Below are 20,788 nucleotides of genomic sequence, written 5' to 3' on the forward strand. Positions count from 1 at the left end.
ATACAGCAAAAGGACTAATCCACTGCATCTTGGATTCATTGACATTTCACATGAAATGTCAAATAATATTAGTAAGCGCTTTCAAAACAATTTGCTGGCTTCATATATCTTAATCTTATACAAACAGACAACCGCAGAATACTATGAATCACATCAAATACAACGAGAACGGTAATGTATCCCTGCGCGGTCAGCCGTTCTCATTAGGGAGCATACAGAAATGTCATTTACAAGTTTGGATCAGCTGATCAAGCTCGCAGATCAGGATCATACACCCATTCATGAACTGATGATTCAGTCAGAAATTAAACAAAAAGGCCTCACCAGAGAGACCATTATCAAAAAAATGTCGGAACAATTCACTGTAATGGAAGAAGCCGTGCGCAAAGGAACGAGCAGTTCCGTTATGTCGCGCACCGGATTGACAGGCGGAGATGGACATCGTCTGCATGATTATGCGGAAAAAGGACAGTCCTTCGTCCATCCCCTTACACTTCATACAGCAGCGAACGCATTTGCTGTTTCAGAAGTAAATGCCAATATGGGAAGAATCGTTGCTACGCCGACAGCAGGATCGGCCGGAATTCTGCCCGCCGTGCTTGTGCACGCACTCGACAGCGGCAAATTTACACGCGAACAAATTGTCTTGTCGATGTTTACCGCATCAGCACTTGGGTTAGTCATTGCAAATCGGGCCTCTATATCCGGAGCAGCCGGCGGATGTCAGGCAGAAGTCGGATCGGCAACCGGTATGGCTGCTGGCACACTGGTTGAACTTGCCGGGGGAACGCCGGTTCAAGTAGGGCATGCGATTGGTATCGCGCTGAAGAACTCACTGGGGCTCGTGTGTGACCCTGTCGCGGGATTGGTGGAAATTCCTTGCATCATCCGAAACGGCCTGCATGCCATTACTGCACAGGCTGCCGCGGATATGGCCATGGCTGGTGTGGTCAGCATTATCCCGCCGGATGAAGTCATTCATGTCATGCACGAAGTCGGCCAGCAAATGCCAGAATCCTTGCGTGAAACAGGAATCGGCGGACTCGCCGGGACACCCACTGGCCAAAAACTGAAAACGAAAGTATTTGGCAAAGAAAAAGAGCAAAAAGAAAATAGCGGAGGCGCTCCCGCCAAATACCAGAGCGCCTATGAAATCATCGGCCCTGTCATGATCGGCCCTTCCAGCTCACATACTGCAGGTGCTGTACGAATCGGCAATGTGGCATATCAATTATTGAACGAGCAGCCGATTCATGCAAAGTTTTCACTGATGGGTTCTTTCGCCACTACCTATCAGGGACACGGAACTGACTTGGCACTGTTGGCGGGTGTTATGGGGTACAATACGACCGATGAAAGAATTCCGCATGCAAAGGAACTCGCTGAAGAAACAGGATTAGAATATGAATTCACGAACCGGGTGCTCGGCAGCTACCACCCAAACACCGTACTCGTCGAGCTGACAGGACCGACCAATAAAATTAAAGTCCTGGCAAGTTCACTTGGGGGAGGTAAAATCGAAGTGCAAGAACTGGACGATTATCCGATAAAATTCTCAGGTGAACGTCCGGCACTGTTGATCCGCCATACCGATCAAAAAGGTGTAATCGCTGAATTGCTGGGTATTCTTTCAAGAAAAGGAATTAATATTGCACGCATGGCAAATGAACGGTTTGCGATTGACGGACCGGCAATTACGATCTGCGAAATCGACAGCCGGGTGGACGAAGAAATGCTGACACAATTAAAACGTGACGTGCCTATCATTGACGATATTGTTTTGGTAGAGACAGAGTAATAAAACAAAGTAAAAATACCAGACCTGAAGACATATTATTTTGTCTCCGGGTCTGGTATATTTTTATCTCACTGCTACAGGATTACGATTATTTTTCCATCCACTCCGGTTTGCCAAAACCTTTAAATTCGGAATCGATGACTTCTAAAAACTGCTCAGACTCTACTACTTCAATGATATCTTTCGCAAATTGCTTATCTTCATTTTCTGTTTTCACAGCGACAACATTACGGAAACGATCCGGCATGTTTTCTAAAGCCAGCGCGTCCAATAAATCCATATTTGCCGCAATTGCAAAGTTCCCCGGAACCGCAGCCAAATCAGCCCCTTCTACAGAGCGGGGCAATTGCCCTGCCTCAACCGGCTGAATAACCAGGTTTTTAGGATTTTCTGCGATATCTTTCTCAGATGCCGTCAATTGGTCTATTTCTTTATCCATTTTTACTAATCCCGCGTCTTCTAATACATATAACGTTCTCGCTGCGTTGACGGGATCATTTGGTATCGTAATGGTTGAGCCTTCTTCAATCTCATCAAGTGAATCATATTTGTTTGAATAAATGCCCAGCGGCGCTGTCGGCACTATAATCAGCTCCGAGAGTTCCATATTATTTTCCTTCTCAAAATTCGTTAAGTACGTAATGTTTTGAAACAGGTTTGCATCTATATCCCCATTGTCCAATGCAATATTCGGCTGAATATAATCACTGAATTCTGTGATGGTCACAGTATACCCCTTTTCTTCAAGTCCAGGCTGAATTGCTTTTTTCAGCATGTCGCTGTAAGGGCCTGCTGTTGCACCAAAACGAAGGTTTTTATCATCATCCGATTTTTCAGCAGTCTTTTCTCCTCCGCAGGCAGCTAAAGCGGCTGCTGCCAAAGTTAGTATGAAAGCAAGTACCAGTTTCTTCATCATCCATCTCTCCCCTATTATCTTTTATCTATCATTTTTGAAAAACGGTCTCCGCTAAATTGTATCAGCTGTACAAGAACGATTAAAATAGCGACAGTAACTAGCATAATACTGTCATCATATCGGTAATAGCCAAAGCGAATCGCCAAGTCACCTATTCCTCCGCCGCCAACAAATCCGGCCATTGCCGAATAGGCAACCAGGTTGATCAAAGTCAATGTAAGTCCTTGGATAATACTTGACTTTGATTCAGGCAGCAATACATTCCAGATAATCATCCACGGCGAAGCCCCTGTTGATATAGCAGCTTCTATAACACCTTTGTCTATTTCACGCATCGATGTTTCAACAATTCTTGCGAAGAAAGGAATGGCTGCCACAGAAAGAGATACACTTGCTGCAGTTGGGCCAATCGTGTTCCCTACGATCAGTTTGGTTAATGGGATTAGTGCTACAAGCAAAATAATGAACGGAATAGAACGGACGACATTGACGAAAAATCCGACTATAGAGTTAATTGCACGATTCTCCAGAATTAATCCTTTATCCGTTGTAAATAACAGAACCCCAAGCGGCAGACCGATAACTAAAGCAATGGAAAGTGAAATACCGATCATATATAACGTTTCGCCGAAAGCTTTTGTGATATCCGGCATCAGTTCTATGATATGGGACACATCGAACATATTATCGGATCACCTCCACTTCAGCATTTTGTTCCAGTATGTATGCAATGGCCTGCTCTACATCTTCGCGCGCTCCCTGTAATTCCATCAAGAAAATCCCGAGTGCCCGTTCCTGAATATATTCAATCGACCCGTGCAGGAAATTCCCTTTGACTTTATACTTCTGCATCGTATCGGAAATTACACCTTCCATTGCGACTTCACCTTTAAACGTGATTTTTATCAATGTGCCGGCTAGGCCGGCAGTGACACTTTCAGGAATATCATAAGAAACCACACTGCTGATAAACTCCTTCGTCAAAGGTTGAACAGGATTAGCAAAAATGTCATACACCGGACCTTCTTCAATCACTTTGCCCGCTTGCATAATCGCCATCCGATCACAAATCTCTTTTACCACATTCATCTCATGCGTAATTAAAACTATTGTGATGTTCAACTCTTTATTGATCTTTTTCAGCAGACGCAAAATGGACATAGTTGTGTTAGGATCCAGTGCGGATGTCGCTTCATCGCAAAGCAGCACAGATGGATTATTGGCTAACGCTCTTGCAATACCGACACGCTGCTTCTGTCCCCCGCTCAACTGCGCAGGATATACATTGCGCTTGTCAGACAGTCCTACCATTTCAAGCAGTTCCATGACACGTGCCTCTATTTTGTCTGAAGGCATTTTTGCTGCCCGCAGTGCAAATGCAATGTTTTCGAATATCGTCTTTTGGCTGATTAAATAAAAATGCTGAAAAATCATCCCTATTTTCAAACGTGCCTGCCGAAGCTGTGCTCCCGATAACTTCGTTAAATCTACATCGTCGATTAAAATAGTGCCGCTTGTAGGCTTTTCCAACAAATTCAAACAGCGTATGAGAGAACTTTTTCCCGCTCCGGAATATCCGACAATGCCGAATATTTCCCCGGTCCCGATGTCCAGTGATACATCATCTACACCTTTTACCACTTTATCTTTTGTCTGATACGCCTTAGACAAATGTTGTATTTGAATCATGTTCTCCCTTCTTTCTGTATCCCAGCAGTTACTAAGTACATGCAGCTGAAATTAATCTTTATATTAAAAAACTTCTTTCATTTTCTAAATGAAAGAAGTACTGACTATTCTCAGCTTATCTCTCAGATGGAAAACCATTCTGCAGGATTTGGCACCTTCCTTGTTTCATTCAAGGGGTTGCTGGACTTCATCGGGCCTTTTCCCTCAGTCGCTCTCGATAAGAGATTTCTATTAAATTCTATGCGTAAAATATATACTAGTCTGAATTAATTAAACTGTCAAGCTGAATCGCGCTAAATTTTCATAAAACCCGACTTTTTCTATCAGTATTATTTTTTACCCATCGATTCATTGCATTATCCGGCATTGAATTACAATCCTTCTATTGTAAAGTCTAGTATGATCTATGTATACTTAACGCAAATACCTCATCAGAGAAAGAAGGAATAGACTATGGCTTTGTCCAATCGGTTACAAAAGCTCCCTCCGCATTTCTTTACGTTATTACTGGAAAAAGTAGAAAAGGCACAGGCTGAAGGCAGAGACGTTATTAATCTGGGGCGCGGAAACCCTGATCAGCCAACACCTCCACATATTATTAAAGCGCTGCAGGAAGCTGTTGAAGATCCGGCCACACATGGCTATTCTCCATTTAGAGGCACACTTGCGCTGAAACAAGCGGTGGCAGAATACTATCAGCGGGAATATAACGTCACAATTGATCCTGAAACAGAAGTTGCGGTACTCGGCGGCACGAAAATCGGCGTCGTAGAACTGCCGCTGGCTATTATGAATGCAGGCGAATTATTACTCCTGCCCGATCCGGGGTACCCTGACTATTTATCGGGAGTCAGTTTAGCAGATATCCGATTTGAAACGATGCCGCTGCGCAAGGAAAATGATTTTCTTCCTGATTATGAAGAATTAACTGACGAGCAGAAAAAAGATGCCAAACTGATGTACTTGAATTATCCGAGTAATCCTACAGGCGTGACAGCAACACCTGAATTTTATGAAAAGACAGTGGCTTTCGCCAAAGAAAATCAAATTGCTGTTTTACAGGATTTTGCGTATGGAGGAATTGGTTTTGAAGGCAAGAAGCCAATCAGTTTTTTACAAACTGAAGGAGCAAAGGATGTTGGCATTGAAATGCTGTCCCTCTCTAAAATGTATAATATGGCAGGCTGGCGCGTCGGCTTTGCGGTCGGTAATCCTGAAATAGTGGAAGCATTAAATCTGTTGCAGGACCACTTATTTACAAGCATCTTCCCTGCGGTTCAGCGGGCAGCAATCGAGGCTTTAACAGGCCCGCAGCAATGCGTAGAAGAGTTAGTGGCGCTTTATCAGAGCCGCCTGACAGTATTGCTCACAGAGTGCGAACGCATCGGCTGGGATGTAACAGCGCCTACTGGTTCATTTTTCGCCTGGCTTCCAGTTCCCGACGGATTTACAAGCGAAACCTTTGCTAATTTATTGCTGGATAAAGCAGATGTTGCGGTATCTCCTGGAAACGGGTTTGGCGCGCACGGCGAAGGATATATTCGCGTCGGTTTATTAGAGAGTGAAGAACGTCTGGAAGAAGCCGTGCGCCGCATCGAAAAGCTCGGTTTATTTAAGTAAGAAGACGCTCATCTTACATGAAGTAAATAAAAAGCCTCCCTGCCGATCCCGTTATATTCCGGAATCACAAGGAGGCTTTTGTTGTGAGTGTACAAATAACTGCTGTCATTTCAAAAAGAAGTTCAGTCCAGATCCACACTATTTAATAATGCACGCACTTCATCAGTCGTATTCGTGCTCATCAGTTCATTTCTGAGTTCAGCCGCACCGCGGAACCCTTTAATATAAATCTTAAAAAATCGGCGAAGCGGTTTAAATAACCGCGGTTCAAGCTCTGTCGAATATTTATCAAAAAGATCCAGGTGAAGACGCAAAAGATCCAGCAGTTCTTTATGATCATGTTCTCTCTTTTCTGTTTCAAATGCAAATGGATTGTGGAATATTCCGCGGCCAATCATAACCCCATCTACGCCATACTTTTCTACAAGCTCGAGACCCATTTGGCGATCGAGAATGTCTCCGTTAATAGTCAGCAGCGTATCAGGCGCTATTTCATCGCGAAGTTTCTTGATTTCAGGAATTAACTCCCAATGCGCATTCCCGTTGCTCATCTCTTTGCGGGTGCGCAGATGGATTGACAGATTGGCGATATCTTGCTCCAGCACATGTCTGAGCCATGTGCGCCACTCTTCAATATCTGTGTAGCCAAGGCGGGTTTTCACACTGACAGGCAATCCCCCTGCCTTCGCTGCCTGTATGATGGCGGCTGCCGTGTCGGGACGATTGATCAGACCGCTCCCCTTGCCTTTTGTCGCCACATTCGGCACAGGACAGCCCATGTTAATATCCAACCCTTTAAACCCAAGTTCCGCCATCCCTATGCTCATCTCGCGAAAATGCTCAGGCTTATCTCCCCATATATGTGCGACAATCGGCTGTTCATCTTCTGTGAATGCCAAACGGCCGCGCACACTGAAAATACCTTCCGGGTGGCAAAAGCTTTCTGTATTCGTAAACTCGGTAAAGAAGACATCCGGCCGTGCCGCTTTACTTACAACATGGCGAAACACGACATCCGTTACATCTTCCATCGGTGCTAATATAAAAAACGGCCGCGGTAAATCACGCCAGAAATTAGTGCTCATCGTTACGTTCAAATCCTCTCTTCATAACTTGCCTATGTGTATGAATACTTCAGCTTTCCTGAACATACATAAACTGTACACAGGCCAGTCTTTCTATTATACAAAAGAAACGATGGTGAATTCCACTATCTTTTAGTAAGCATTGAAAAAAGCAGCTGTAACAATCATCCTGGCGTTTATTTGACAGAAGTAAAACCGCTGCTGTCAGATGAACAGCAGTTTCGTATACTTTGCATAAAGAATTGGGTGTACTCGCTCTATCTGCGTCTTATTTTTTCACTGCCCAGCGCCTTCATCAGCGATATGACCATAAGCAGCATGACGAATGAAAATGGCAGGGCAGCGATAATGATCGTATTTTGTAAAGCGGACAGGCCTCCGACTGACAACAAGATCAATGCAATGGATGATTGAAGTATACCCCAAATAATTTTCACACTCGCAGGCGGCGTCAGCGATCCATATGTCGATTGCATCCCCAGCACAAATGTTGCCGAGTCCGCACTAGTCACAAAGAATGATGCGATCAGCAGAATAGCTATAACGGAAATGATAAATGACCACGGCAACTCATGGAACATTTCAAAGACTACCAGCTCTGTCGAAGAACTTGCGATATCCGCAATTCCGCTGCGCTGCATATCAACTGCAGTCGTACCGAATGCGGAGAACCAGAATGCACAAAGTAATGTTGGAGCTAAAAGTACGCCAACCATGAACTCACGGATCGTACGTCCTTTTGAAACACGTGCGATGAACATGCTGACGAATGGCGCCCATGAAATCCACCAAGCCCAGTAGAAAATTGTCCAATCGAACAGCCATTGCTGGTGCTCTTCATTGAGCGGTGCCGTACGAAGACTCATTTGGATCAAATTTCCTGCGTAGCCCCCAAGAGATTCAGTGAACATATTCATGATCAGCAGTGTCGGTCCTAAAATAACGACAAACGCAAGAAGCAGGACAGCAAGCACCAAATTTGTGTTGGATAAATACTTGATGCCTTTGCTCAGTCCTGACCACGCAGATATGATGAACAGAACGGTAACAACAGCAATAATGATAAATTGGGAGAACGTTCCGATTTCAAACCCAAACAGATAATTCAGCCCTGCATTAATTTGAACAGCACCGAAACCGAGAGTTGTTGCCACACCGAAAGCGGTAGCAAAGACTGCAAGAACGTCTACCAGAATCCCCCATGGGCCATCCATTTTCTTGCCAAAGATCGGTTTCAATGTTGCTGAAATTAAACCAGGTGAATCTTTACGAAACTGGAAATACGCAAGTGATAAAGCAATGATTCCATACATTGCCCACACATGAAGTCCCCAGTGGTAAAATGATGCGCGCAGCCCTTCCTTAAATGCTTCATCCGTATTTGGATCTTCTGTTGCGGGATTAATGAAATGCGACAGCGGTTCAGCTGCTCCGTAGAAAACCAGCCCGATCCCCATTCCTGCTGAAAACAGCATAGCAATCCAAGTAACTGTAGAAAATGCAGGTCTGTCGGTATCTTTACCAAGTCGAATCTTTCCGTACGGACTAAAAATCAGAAAGATGCTTAATAATAAGAGTGCGGAAAGCAAAAGGAGGTAGTACCATCCAAAAGAAGAGGCGACAAAATTCTTCGCATTCACTGTAATTTCCTCAAAACTTTCCGATGCAAACACACCGTAACCGACCGTGACGATGATTAATGCAATCGTAATGTAAAATACATTTGATATTTTTCTCATGTTTCTCCTTTCAAAGATAGTTTATTTATTCGTCTGATGAACGGTTATATACTATACATATACCTTGACGAGAAAGCAAAAGCGAAAATTACAGGCTTTCATCAGCAGTGTTACGCTTTATTTTTTTATAAAGCACTCTAAACATAGATGAAATATAACAAAAAGCGCAAAACAGATAAATAAATCCGTTATGATAAGGTAAAAGATAATAAATTAATTATGACCTAATACCTACTAAAATTCAGGCGCTGCTAATAAAAACTAAATATTGGAGGAATTACTATGGAAGTAATCATTGAATGGACATATAAAACACCAAAAGGTAAGGCAGCAGTGTTTACGTCCGAAGAAATGCCTGCGCAAGAGGCTGTAATAATTGTTGAAGACATAGAAAAAACGGGCCGTGCGAAGCAAGTGCAATTTGTAGATCAGTATGACAGTTCCTGGACGCTGAAGGAATTAAAAGGCTACTTAAAAGGCATTGAGACAGATCCGCATAATATCACGATCTACTTTGACGGCGGATATGACTGGGACCAGAAAACTGCCGGGCTTGGCTGTGTCATCTATTATGACCAAAACGGAAAGTCATACAGAGTCCGGAAAAATGCATTCGTTCAGGGACTGACATCAAATAATGAAGCAGAATATGCCGCACTTCATCTTTGCTTGCAAGAGTTGGAGATGCTGGGAGTCCATCATTTACCTGTCCGGGTACTTGGAGATTCGCGAGTTGTGATTCATCATTTAAGCGAAGAGTGGCCGGTCATTGAAGAGGATTTATACAATTGGGCGGATAAGGTTGAAGCGAAGATGAACGCCCTTGGACTCCAGCCGAAATATGAGCTGGTTTCTAGGAAAGCAAATCACGAGGCTGACAAACTGGCAGCACAGGCAATGGCGGGTGTTGAAATTATGGCTACCAGTGAAAGATGACGGACAGCCGGCCATTACGGCGAATGATCCCGAAACAGAAAACGACACTGATCACCTTTACAATCCGGTGACCAGTGCCTTATCTCTTAATGAGTAAACATGTTAGTTATCATCGTTTTTCGTAATGGATACGCCGCGTTCCGCAAACACTTTTTGAGCAGCCGTCAGCGCATTCAGCACACTTGGGAACCCTGTATACGGGATCAGGTGCATGATGCAGCCTATGATCTCATCAGGCGTCAAACCGACATCAAGCCCTGTCTTGATGTGCATTTCAATTTGCGGCTTGCCCTGTGCGACAAGAGCAGTAATGGTCGTGAGGACCTTTTGTTTATTGTCGAGCCCTGGACGCGAATAAATATCACCGAACGCAAATTCCACGACATACTTAGTTAAATCCGGCGCAACATCTTTAAAGCTGTCGCCAATTTCCATCTCGCCCGATGGATTATCTTCACCTGATAGCGTAAGCTCCATTAATTTTTCCAAACCTCGCTGGTAACGATCTTCTGCCATATTTAAAACCTCCCGGATAATGTGACACGCCATATTGTCAAACGGCGATTGTACTCCCCATTGTACCAAACTTCGCCGTAAACCCAAGCTTTGTGCGTATATTTCGACAATACTTGCAATTAGACACAGATGTATATAACCAGTCATGCCGCGTCGCTTCATTTTCCGAAAGGTGTTCTATCGTTTATACTTAAAGAAATGATTTTCATTGGGGGGTCTGCATGTTGGAATTTAAAAGTATCGATGAACAAATCATCCAAAAATATAAAGATGATGAGACGCTGATGATTCGCCTGTTTGTACAGTGGTGTGCCAATCATAAGCTGGATCCGCAAGTTCTATACAATAAAGCGTATCCCGAACAAGGGGCAAATCAAGCGTTAAAGGATGTCATGGAAAGTGATGACGGTTTTGAAGAACTGCACATCGATAACGAAACAATGCTGGACGTTCTGCAGATGTTCGGAAATTATGACCTGGCCTTTATCGTGTCTGATGAAATACAGAAATTCAAACCATAAAAAACGCCTGTGCGAAAATCACTTCCCGTTCATAGATATGAACAGATGCGAATGATTTTCTGCACAGGCGGCAGTCTTTAAAGCGTATGATATTTTTCTTCAGGACTTCCCTGCTTTGACTTCTTCCTTCCGCCCGCCACCAGCACGGCAGAATAAAGTACCAGTGCGATGCCCGCGGCCTGCCATGCTCCCAGGTGATCTCCGAGAAATAACACACCCGCAAGAACGGCAATAATCGGTTCAATAGTTGCCAGAATGGATGCCTTCCCCGCTTCTAAATACTTCAGCCCGGATGTGTATAATACATATGCCGCCACTGTAGAGACTAACGCCAGCAGCAACGCGGAGATCCAGACACCCGCTTGCTGGAATTTATCAGCCATTCGCCAGACATCACTCGTCAGTGACATAAACAGACCCATATAAAAGAACGTATATGTCGTAATCGTCAATGCAGAATACCTTTTTGTAACCGGTTTTGTAAAAATACTGTACAGCGCGTAGCAAAGACCCGATAGTATGCCCATCAGCAACGTACTTCCTGATATACTCTCAGATCCGAACGGCAGCAGGCCCACTACAAAAGCACAGCCTGCTATGGCAAATACAAGTGCCAGACCTTTGCGTGCAGTCAGCGGTTCCTTGAAGAAAATGCGTGAAAGGATTGTCACAAATAACGGGCCCGTGTACAATAACGTCACCGCAAGAGACAGGCTTGAACGCGAAAATACTTCAAAGTAAAAATAATTGAACAGCGCCAGACTGAAAATACCTGCACTTGCAAAAAACAAATGATCTTTCATCCGTGTCCGCAGCTGATTTCGGTAAAACAGGATCATTATCATAAATAAAAATACAAAGCTGAAAATTCCCCGAACCGCTACGACATCCCAGGCCGTAAAGCCCTGCGTATACAGCGGGGCTATAAATAAACCGATCAGCCCCCAGCAGACCGCTCCTGCAATTGTAAGGATGCTGGCTTTAAGGTGATGTGTCTCCAACCGTTTAATCCTCCATTATTTCTTTATCCAGTTCGCCTCCACAGGTATGCCTGCGTCCGCAAACAAATTATACACCGGACACCGTCTTTCAACTTCTGCTTTCAAGCGCTCAATCGCTTCCTCCGGTTCTTTCGTTTCGATCTCCAGCGTAAAACGGATCTTTTGGAAGTATGTCTTAACATTTTCTTCCCCCATCAGCCCCCTGACATCAACAATCCCTGTTGTATCGAAATTAAGAGCTGTAAAAGTAAAACCTTGCTCCTTAGCAATTAACGGAACCATCACTGCCTTGCATCCATTTAATGTAGCCGCCATATATTCAAGCGGTGTACCGCCAGTATCCGTACCGCCCAATTCCTCCGGCTCATCCATCGAAAATTCTTCAAAGTGACGAATCGTATGCGTTGAACGAATGCCTTCTTTCCATGCAGCTGAAGCGCCCATTTTTACAAGTGTACTATTTTTTGTCGACATATATACCATTCTCCTTAATCCATACTATTTTAATATGCATTGTAACATATAGAATGAAATAAAGAAATGAATTGTTTGAAAACTCTAAACATCCTATTCACTCACGTTTTTGCAATTCAAAAGATGATTGTAAAGTACAGTATATGGTAACTGCCGAAATGAAGCGCCACATTTTGTAACTAAGTGATCGCTGATGCTTTGAGGCAACTAGATCAAAGAATAAACCTCCTCATCAAATTAGATTGATCAGGAGGCTTGCTTTTTTTATTGCAATTTTAAAATGGTTCTGCAATTACGATCACTTGACACAGATCTGATTACATTTTAACGAATACTCTTTACTTCCTCCCCAATCGTCTTAGGGGCATCTTCTGCTACTTCACCTGTCTCCGTATGAAACTTTGAGATATTTTCTGCTGACATACTCCCAAAGTCCTTCACCATCCAGCGCACCCAGCCAACGGCCATTATTGCCATAATGAGGACAACAGGAACACCCGTAATGATGGCACTTGTTTTTATTGTATTTAAATCTGCGCCTATAAATATCATTGTCAGAGGTACAACTGCAAGCATTACACACCAAAATAATCGGTGCAGCGGATGCGGCTCTTCATTTTCCCCGAGACCCGGCGTAGCTGTGGATGCCATAGTAAACGCGGCTCCATCCAGAGTCGAAGCCAAAAACAGAACAGAAACGACTGCAAACAATACCATGAAAACACCACTGAGAGGCAATGTTTTTAGAACTTCAATAATGGCGGCGTTATCATTTCCGCCAGCTAGCATTCCAACCATATCGACTTTACCGCTCATCTGACGGTCAATAGACAGGCTGCCGATGACGCCGAAAAAGAAGAAACATCCTACACTGCCGCTGATTAGCGTATTCAGAATGACCGAACGTAATGTGCGGCCTTTCGATACTTTCGCAATGAATATTCCAGTAAACGGTGCATACGTTATCCAATACAGCCAGTAGAAAATGGTCCAAGACTGCGGAAATCCTGACTTGCCGATTGGATCAGTGAACAAGCTCATCTGCACGAAGTTTTGCATCATCTGTCCAAGCGCATTCGTACTGTTTGCAATAATAAACAATCCCGGGCCTACAATAATAATACCAATACAAAACAGTATAGCCAGTTTGGTCGTCATGTCAGAAATCCGTGCCATTCCTTTTTGCAAACCTATATAGGAACTTAATGAATAGATAACCGATATCATTAGAATTAATAGCAAATTCATCTTAAATGAAGGTGTAAGACCCAGTACATTACTTAATACTGCAGATACTAAGGGTACGGAAACACCTAATGTAATACTTAGACCGCCAAAACAAATGAAGATGAACATAATATCTACAATTCTTCCGATGACACCCTTTTGCTTGATGCCAGTAATAGAGCTGACAATTGCGCTCAAGCTAAGCCCTTTGTTTTTTCGTACATAAAGGTGGTAACATATCGGCAGACCGACTAATGCATACAGTGTCCAAGCACTGACTCCCCAATGGAACATATTGTAAGGCAAAGCCATTTCAAACGCCCGCTGTGATCCGGGCTCAATACCGAGGCCCGGTGTATCAATATAATAAGCCCATTCGATAAATGCCCAGTACACTGTAGCTGAACCTAATCCGCAGGCAATCATCATAGAGATCCATTTAAAATTAGTATATTCAGGCACTGTGTTGCCTAAACGAATATTCCCGTATTTACTGACAGCCACAAACCCAAGTAACAGGATACCCAAAAACGTAAAGATCAGCGTGCTGGAACCGAACCATTCAGTCAACGAGCCAAAAATACTATTGGCTGCCTGCTGAGACTCTTCAGGCTTTACGTACAAGAAACCTACAATACTTAATACAAGAGCCAAACTCAAAGTGATCAGCAGCGTATCTATTTTCTTCGTCATATACATTCCCCATTTTTTATAGTATGTTATGAATTTATGCGGTACTTCGAAATCAATTCCTCATCCAATTCCACGCCCAGGCCAATACAATCCGGAACACGAATGTTACCGTTTTCAAGAGCGGGCAAGCTACCTGTTAAACTAGTGAAGAGCGGACTGTCGCTTTGAGAATACTCCAGTAAATCACCGTCTTTAGAAGCAGCCAGAAATTGAATAGTTGCTGCCAGCAAAATGCCAGTGCTGAAACCATGCGGCACAAGTTTAGTGCCATTCATCGAAGCGAGTTCAGAGATTTTTCTCATCTCGCTGATTCCGCCGCAGCGGGTTATATCCGGTTGTATGATATCTGGCTGTGCATATTTCAGGAAGTCCGCAAACTCATAGCGGGTAGTTAATGATTCGCCGCCGGCAGTTTGGGCGCCCGTTAAACCGGACAGTTTTTTATAGCCTTTCATATCATCTGCCAGTATCGGTTCTTCAATCCAATGAAGATTGAACTTCTCCAGGCGCTTAAACATTCTTGCAGACCTTCCGTATGTGCCCCATTTAGAAGCCAGGTCGATCTGAAGTTCAAAATCATCGCCCGCCTCTTCCCGGACAGCCTTTACAATTTCAACATCCGTATCGTCATCATCGCCAAGAATTCCGCCGCCAAACTTTAAGCTTGTGTAGCCCTGCTCAATTAACTTTCTCACAATCTTTTTGTTTTGAGCGGGAATGTCGTCCGGTATAAACGTCCCGTACGCCTTAATAGTATCCCGATACTTTCCGCCAAGCAGCATGTAAATTGGCACTTGATAAAACTGAGAAGCAATATCCCATAGTGCAATATCAATTGCACTGATAGCATGGATACCCGCTCCTCTTCTCCCCAAGTAATTAGAACCCCAGTACATCTTGTCCCAAAGCTTTTGGATTTCCAAAGGATTTTCCCCAATCAGCAAGGACTTCAAGCCAGTACTGTATAAATTAGAGCTGGGTGCTTCAATGATTGCTCGGGCAACCATGGGAGACGTGTCACTTTCTCCAATACCGACTAGTCCAGTGTCCGTGATCACCCGGACAAGAAGAGCGTCCTCTCCCCATGTGCACTCCTGATCAATCGGAGGGACGCGCAGTTCAATTACTTCTATATCTGTTATTTTCATTGGTGATTACCGCCTTTTTCAAATGAACTTCAACATACACTATTACCGGCTTTTATGTAATGTACAAACCTACAGACAGCAGTACTCTCGCCCATGATGAACGGCACTGCAGGGCTAATTTTGCCCTGCTGTACTGCTTCCGGATTTATTCATTATGCATACATGTAATCTGATGAATCGCAGTCCTCTCAATCAGCGGCCAATCCATTTCAATCCCAAGTCCATTACCTTCAGGGGCATGTACATATCCTTTTTCGTCTGTTCGGATAGGATTTTTCGCGCCAAATTCCAATGGTTCGACAGGCACGGCCTGCTCAAAGAATAAACAATTTGGTGCAGCCAGCATCAGGTGCAGATTGGCAGCTTGGGAAAGTGTATAACCCCAAGATTGCAATTCCGCCGTCATAGAATTCGCCTCAGCAAGTGCCATGATTTTTTTCGTTTGCGTGACACCACCCGCCAACGTGGCATCAACTCGCACGCTAGACCAGCTGTCCTGTTGAATTCCCTGCTCAATTTGATTCAGATGCAGCAGTGTATTTCCTGCCGGGATAATCGGAATATTCACCTTCGTTCTTAACTCCTGATAACCCTTCAAATCTGTATCCGGCAATGGAGCCTCGAACCAAACATACCCAAGACGCTCCAATTCAATTGCCACTTTGAGCGCTTCCTGTCTCGTATAAGAACTTTCCACATCCAACATAAACTTTAATCCGGACCCTTGGAATTCTTTCTCGATTGCATAGACCAGCGCCAAATCTTCCTCCGCTTTGCACCATGTATGAAACTTAATGTATCGGTAGCCTTGCATTTTAAGGTCATGCACATGTTCGATATAGTCTTCTATGCTCGGCAGAAAAGGCGTACTGGCATAGGACAGAATCTTATCCCTTGCCCCTCCAAGCATCTGATACAGCGGCATTTGCGCATATCTTGCGGCAAGATCCCATAGTGCGATATCAATAGGCGACAGTGCCTGCGGTGTCATTTGAACACATCGGCTGGCCAGCAATTGATAGATTTCCTCCCGCTGTAAAGCTGATTTGCCAATCAAAAAGGGCAGTAAGTGACGGATTGATTCTGCCAGACTTAAATCGGCATTACCTTCTGTCCAGGATATCGCTCCTCCGCATCCCTCGTAGCCATCCTTTGTCCGTATTCTTACAATTGTATTTGTAATCGTCAGATCAGAGTAATGGGAGGATGTTTTGTATTTCGCTTCCGGCGTCTCCACGACATAGACTTGCACGTCGGCTATTTCAAGCTTCTTCATATAATCTTCTCCTATTCTTCTTTAATTCAGCAAATAGACATCAGGAATATTCGTATCAATAATATGCTTTTGTAAGGCCTCCGCTGCCACATTTATATCTTCAGCTGTAATCAGGATATCTACCAGTTCTTCATGTTCTGTCAGCCATTTTTCCAATGTCCCTGACTTGCTGTTTTGATAAACAAAATGTAAACGGATTCTGTGCACGATGCTTTCCCAAACTCTGATTACATTTTCCATTTCGGAAGCGGTTACAATTAATTCATGCAGCTGGATATCTAATTCGATAAAAGTCAGTAAATCCTCGTAATTAGCAGCCTTCCTCATATCTTCTACAATTCTTTTAAATGTTTCTTTATATTTTTCTCCCCAATTTTCAAACCCTTTTTTCAATGCATATGTTTCAATTTGAACACGCATAGGGAGAAGAAGTTCTACCACTTCCTCCTGTGAGATCGTGGCGACCCTTGTGTCTTTATAAGGCGACGAAATTAAAAGCCCTTCTAGTTCCAGCAGCAAAATTGCCTCCCGGACAGAAGTCCGGCTGACCCCTAAATCCTGTGCTAAACGATTCTCAGTAATTTTCTCCCCCGGGACTAGCTTTCCTTCGTATATTAAATTCCGAATCTCTTGTGCTATTCGATGCTTTAATGAAAACTTCGACAAATCTTTATTCATGCCATCACTCCTTACTCTCGACTCTTTGTCTGATTGTCGACAATGTACATGTTTTGATTATAGAGTCTGCTTTTCATTTTGTAAACAATTATTTTTAATTATTAGAATATAATTATCGTCTAGAAAGCAGGCAGCAAAAAACTGGCGAGCCCAATAATAACCGCAAAAATAAAACTGCGCGAACCCAAGTTGCAAGAACATTGGCTTCACGCAGTTATTTCACTCTATAAAGTTTTGTGCAACGTTTTGCAATTATGTCAGTCACCGCTAAATTCTTCCCTACTCAACAAGCAAAAAATCTGCACTGCCTACGCCGACATCGACGTTCAAATGAATAGCGGTATCCGAATGATTGTACGCTTCATTCACATAGACACCTTTCCCCTTGGAAATGAAACCTTTCGTTCCGATACTGCCAAGCCCTTTTGAAACGGATATTTTAACTCCTGTATCTTTCGGCAAATAAATTTTCGCGTCGCCTACTCCCAGGTCGATGTCTGCATCAAAGCTTTCTTTCCATTCCCCGCTAAGATCTATAGCTGTATCACCGACACCCGCATCCACTGATAAATGTTTTAAGAGAATTCCTGCCATCTTCAGCTCGGAATCGGATACTCCTATTTCCACGTCAAGATTCACAGGCACTTCATTAGTCAGTTGAAGATTCCAGTTATTTCGTTTCTTCCGCAGCGCTGAAAGTCCTTTCATTTTCTGTTGAATTTCTACATAGCCCGCATTTCTTTTATTCTTATAAGTTACGGTTGGATACCACTTCTTTATACTCGTATCAATGTCACCATCCACCCATTCCGTTGCACCGCCTTCAATCAGAAGATTGCCGGCGCCAAAGCGGATGTCAACATCCAGTGACTTTGCCCCGTCCTTTTCAATCGAAAATGCGCCGGAAACCCGATCTGCACTCCCCCAGTTATACACCCAAAATCCGACTGCGCCTAACAACCCGGCAGCCATTATAATGATCAGTATATTCCGCATGCAAGCACCCCTTTACACTATCATAGACGATACTCAGTAAAGTTGAGTCCATCCAATGAATGAACTGTATGTCAGTCTTAGGTCTGAGCGATACACTATATGGTGTTCCCGCGGGATTTATTTCATTCGATAAAGAATATGACGGCCGAAACGATTTGACAGTTGGCTATGTAACGACAACAAATAAGCTGCTTCGTCCGATTCTCGTGACGAAGCAGCTTATTTTACTATCTGCATCGGAATTTTCTAACTGCTGCTTACTGCATAATTAATTCTTTTTCTTCCATAACTTCAGGTTCTGAAACATCTCCAAAAATAGATCGTTCAAGCAACTCCGCTATATCATATGTTCCGACAGAATCTTCAACTTCAATGGCCTTTGTTCCATCAGACATCATGGTTAAACAATAAGGACAGCCAGAAGAGATGATACCGGGATTTACTTCAAGTGCCTGCTCCGTTCTTGCTACGTTTACACGCTGGCCTGTATCTTCCTCCATCCACATCATTCCTCCGCCTGCTCCACAGCACATTCCATTTTCACGGTTTCGCTTCATTTCAACCAGATTTACGCCTGGAATGGCCTTCAAGATCTCACGCGGCGGGTCATACACGTCATTATAACGTCCCAAGTAGCATGAATCATGGAATGTTATCGTTTCATTGATCGGATGAACTGGCTGTAAGATCCCTTTTTTCACCAAGTCATATAGCATTTCGGTATGATGAATCACTTCTGCCTGGAATCCAAAATCCGGATATTCATTTTTAAAGATATTATAGGCATGCGGATCAACGGTGACGATTTTAGTAATACCGGCCTTTTCAAATTCTTTAATATTCGCTTCCGCCAACTCCTGGAACAAAAATTCGTTCCCCAGACGTCTTGGTGTATCGCCGGAGTTCTTTTCTTTATTTCCAAGGATAGCGAATTTGATGTTAGCTTTGTTCATAAGATGCACGAATGATTCTATAATCTTTTGTGCGCGGTTATCGAAAGCTCCCATTGAACCTACCCATAACAAATATTCAAACTCTTCTCCTGCTTTATTCAATTCCTTTACTGTAGGAACATAAAGATCCGGACGTGCCTCTCTCCATTTTTCCTTCTCTTTTCGGTTGAGTCCCCAAGGATTGCCTTGACGCTCTATGTTTGTCATCGCCCGTTTTGCATCCGGGTTCATCTTACCTTCTGTCATTACAAGATGACGGCGCAGATCGATTATTTTGTCGACGTGCTCGTTCATAACTGGACATTGATCTTCACAGTTTCTGCAAGTAGTACAAGCCCAAATTTCTTCCTCCGTAATCACATCGCCAATCAGTGACGGGCTATAGATATCTTCCGCCACAGCCCCTTCCAGGCCAGCCGCGACAGCAATTTGATTAGCTTTGGAATTAGTAAACGCAAATGCAGGCACCCACGGTTTTTGCTTTGTCACTAAAGCACCTGTTTCCGTCAAGTGATCGCGCAGCTTCGTGATCAGGTCCATGGGAGACAACATTTTCCCTGTGCCTGCTGCAGGACACATATTCGTACAGCGTCCGCACTCTACACAAGCGTAAAAGTCAATCATCTGTAATTGATTGAAATCAGTAATTTTCCCTACACCGAGCGCAGGCATGTCTTCTTCACTTTCTGCATTCTCCATCGCTTCAAAATCAATCGGCTTTAGTCTGCCCGCATGATCCAGCCGATGGAAATACGTATTTACCGGTCCGGCAATCAAGTGAGCATGTTTGGATTGCGGAACATAGACAAGGAACGTCAATAAAATAAGCAGATGAATCCACCAGTTAACAAAAAACACGGCTGCAGCTGCAGTTGGAGACATAAATCCAAACACTGTAGCGACCAGCGACGCCATTGGCTCTGTCACTGATGCAGGATTTCCTTGCCAAATCATATTCATCCCATTCGCCATAATTGTCGAAAGCATCAGACCGCCAATGAAGATGAGAACAAGACCTGATTTCCACCCTCTTTTCAGCCTGACGAGCTTCTCGATATATCGGCGGTGAAATGCCCAGACTACTGCAACCAGAATTAGAAATACTACAATTTCCTGAAAGAATGTAAAACCGTTATATATAGATCCCAGCGGAAGGTGAGACCCTGGTTTTAGCCCTTTCCAAATCAGATCTATCGCGCCAAACTGCACAAGCAGAAAGCCATAGAAAAACAATACATGAATTGTACCGCTTTTTTTATCTTTTAATAATTTCTTTTGTCCGAACACATAGACCCAGATCTTTTGAAGGCGTTCCTTCACATTATGATCGAATTCTTCTTTTCTGCCTAATCGGACAAATTGAGTCCGAGTCTTAATTAAATACGTAAATAACGAAAGTGCATATAAAGTAATCCCAATGAATAATATCCAGTTGGCGATTAATAATGGCCCCATTGTCCTCTCCCCTATTCTTATCTATATAAATGATGAATAAAAGTATGTCATCTTGCTGTTTCAGCCA

General features: G+C 43.5%; 19 protein-coding genes and 1 riboswitch. Of the genes, 5 read left to right on the forward strand and 14 right to left on the reverse strand.

Annotation, left to right across the window (positions count from 1 at the left end; all coding sequences use genetic code 11):
- Positions 1-220 precede the first annotated feature (220 nt).
- Positions 221-1,798: an L-serine ammonia-lyase, iron-sulfur-dependent, subunit alpha gene (gene sdaAA, locus SporoP33_RS16570; RefSeq protein WP_081243001.1), complete on the forward strand. Its 1,578-nt coding sequence runs from the start codon at positions 221-223 to the stop codon at positions 1,796-1,798.
- 88 nt (positions 1,799-1,886) lie between these two features.
- On the opposite strand, the gene SporoP33_RS06680 is transcribed toward sdaAA, so the two are convergent.
- From SporoP33_RS06680 to SporoP33_RS06690, 3 genes are read right to left on the reverse strand one after another with little or no spacing between them, the layout of a single operon-like run.
- Positions 1,887-2,711: a MetQ/NlpA family ABC transporter substrate-binding protein gene (locus SporoP33_RS06680; protein ID WP_081244780.1), complete on the reverse strand. Its 825-nt coding sequence runs from the start codon at positions 2,709-2,711 to the stop codon at positions 1,887-1,889.
- A gap of 17 nt (positions 2,712-2,728) precedes the next feature.
- Entirely contained in the window at positions 2,729-3,397 is a 669-nt protein-coding gene (locus SporoP33_RS06685; RefSeq protein WP_081243002.1) for a methionine ABC transporter permease, read from the reverse strand.
- Position 3,398: 1 nt separating this feature from the next.
- Entirely contained in the window at positions 3,399-4,403 is a 1,005-nt protein-coding gene (locus SporoP33_RS06690; RefSeq protein ID WP_081243003.1) for a methionine ABC transporter ATP-binding protein, read from the reverse strand.
- Positions 4,404-4,515: 112 nt separating this feature from the next.
- A riboswitch (SAM riboswitch) is annotated at positions 4,516-4,627 on the reverse strand.
- A 229-nt stretch (positions 4,628-4,856) separates the two neighbouring features.
- Between SporoP33_RS06690 and SporoP33_RS06695 the strand changes: the two genes are divergently transcribed.
- Positions 4,857-6,023 (forward strand): pyridoxal phosphate-dependent aminotransferase, encoded by a 1,167-nt coding sequence (locus tag SporoP33_RS06695; RefSeq protein WP_081243004.1) that lies wholly within the window; start codon positions 4,857-4,859, stop codon positions 6,021-6,023.
- A 122-nt stretch (positions 6,024-6,145) separates the two neighbouring features.
- Here the strand turns inward: SporoP33_RS06695 and SporoP33_RS06700 are convergent, their stop codons facing one another.
- Together SporoP33_RS06700 and SporoP33_RS06705 are read right to left on the reverse strand one after the other, a co-directional pair.
- Positions 6,146-7,108 (reverse strand): tRNA dihydrouridine synthase, encoded by a 963-nt coding sequence (locus tag SporoP33_RS06700; RefSeq protein WP_081243005.1) that lies wholly within the window; start codon positions 7,106-7,108, stop codon positions 6,146-6,148.
- A 257-nt stretch (positions 7,109-7,365) separates the two neighbouring features.
- Positions 7,366-8,847: a glycine betaine uptake BCCT transporter gene (locus SporoP33_RS06705; RefSeq protein ID WP_081243006.1), complete on the reverse strand. Its 1,482-nt coding sequence runs from the start codon at positions 8,845-8,847 to the stop codon at positions 7,366-7,368.
- A 282-nt stretch (positions 8,848-9,129) separates the two neighbouring features.
- Here SporoP33_RS06705 and SporoP33_RS06710 point away from each other — a divergent pair, with 282 nt between their 5' ends.
- Positions 9,130-9,783 (forward strand): reverse transcriptase-like protein, encoded by a 654-nt coding sequence (locus SporoP33_RS06710; protein ID WP_081243007.1) that lies wholly within the window; start codon positions 9,130-9,132, stop codon positions 9,781-9,783.
- Between the two features lie 102 nt (positions 9,784-9,885).
- Here the strand turns inward: SporoP33_RS06710 and SporoP33_RS06715 are convergent, their stop codons facing one another.
- The gene (locus SporoP33_RS06715) at positions 9,886-10,299 is read right to left on the reverse strand and encodes a carboxymuconolactone decarboxylase family protein (protein ID WP_081243008.1); all 414 of its coding nucleotides are present in this window, start codon (positions 10,297-10,299) and stop codon (positions 9,886-9,888) included.
- Between the two features lie 221 nt (positions 10,300-10,520).
- On the opposite strand from SporoP33_RS06715, the gene SporoP33_RS06720 reads away from it, so the two are divergent.
- On the forward strand, positions 10,521-10,820 hold the full coding sequence (locus SporoP33_RS06720) for a hypothetical protein (protein WP_081243009.1): 300 nt from the start codon (positions 10,521-10,523) through the stop codon (positions 10,818-10,820).
- 77 nt (positions 10,821-10,897) lie between these two features.
- On the opposite strand, the gene SporoP33_RS06725 is transcribed toward SporoP33_RS06720, so the two are convergent.
- The 7 genes from SporoP33_RS06725 to SporoP33_RS06755 all read right to left on the reverse strand — a co-directional run bounded on the left by SporoP33_RS06725 (position 10,898) and on the right by SporoP33_RS06755 (position 18,313).
- Positions 10,898-11,821, reverse strand: coding sequence for a DMT family transporter (locus SporoP33_RS06725; protein WP_231293311.1), 924 nt, complete (start codon positions 11,819-11,821; stop codon positions 10,898-10,900).
- 15 nt (positions 11,822-11,836) lie between these two features.
- Positions 11,837-12,295: an OsmC family protein gene (locus tag SporoP33_RS06730; RefSeq protein WP_081243011.1), complete on the reverse strand. Its 459-nt coding sequence runs from the start codon at positions 12,293-12,295 to the stop codon at positions 11,837-11,839.
- 324 nt (positions 12,296-12,619) lie between these two features.
- Complete coding sequence (locus SporoP33_RS06735) at positions 12,620-14,215, reverse strand: BCCT family transporter (protein WP_081243012.1); 1,596 nt, start codon at positions 14,213-14,215, stop codon at positions 12,620-12,622.
- A gap of 26 nt (positions 14,216-14,241) precedes the next feature.
- Positions 14,242-15,363, reverse strand: a complete 1,122-nt coding sequence (locus tag SporoP33_RS06740; protein WP_081243013.1) for a mandelate racemase/muconate lactonizing enzyme family protein — start codon at positions 15,361-15,363, stop codon at positions 14,242-14,244.
- Between the two features lie 145 nt (positions 15,364-15,508).
- Positions 15,509-16,639 carry a mandelate racemase/muconate lactonizing enzyme family protein gene (locus tag SporoP33_RS06745; protein ID WP_081243014.1) on the reverse strand — a complete coding sequence of 377 codons (1,131 nt, stop codon included), beginning with the start codon at positions 16,637-16,639 and terminating at the stop codon, positions 15,509-15,511.
- Between the two features lie 21 nt (positions 16,640-16,660).
- Positions 16,661-17,317, reverse strand: a complete 657-nt coding sequence (locus SporoP33_RS06750) for a GntR family transcriptional regulator (RefSeq protein ID WP_081243015.1) — start codon at positions 17,315-17,317, stop codon at positions 16,661-16,663.
- Positions 17,318-17,596: 279 nt separating this feature from the next.
- A complete protein-coding gene (locus tag SporoP33_RS06755) occupies positions 17,597-18,313 on the reverse strand; it encodes a toast rack family protein (protein WP_081243016.1) in 717 nt (238 codons plus the stop codon).
- 68 nt (positions 18,314-18,381) lie between these two features.
- On the opposite strand from SporoP33_RS06755, the gene SporoP33_RS06760 reads away from it, so the two are divergent.
- A complete protein-coding gene (locus SporoP33_RS06760; RefSeq protein WP_081243017.1) occupies positions 18,382-18,585 on the forward strand; it encodes a hypothetical protein in 204 nt (67 codons plus the stop codon).
- Here the strand turns inward: SporoP33_RS06760 and SporoP33_RS06765 are convergent.
- A complete protein-coding gene (locus SporoP33_RS06765; protein ID WP_081243018.1) occupies positions 18,571-20,721 on the reverse strand; it encodes a heterodisulfide reductase-related iron-sulfur binding cluster in 2,151 nt (716 codons plus the stop codon). The genes SporoP33_RS06760 and SporoP33_RS06765 overlap by 15 nt on opposite strands.
- Positions 20,722-20,788 lie beyond the last annotated feature (67 nt).

Source organism: Sporosarcina sp. P33, from assembly GCF_002077155.1.
GTDB lineage: Bacteria > Bacillota > Bacilli > Bacillales_A > Planococcaceae > Sporosarcina.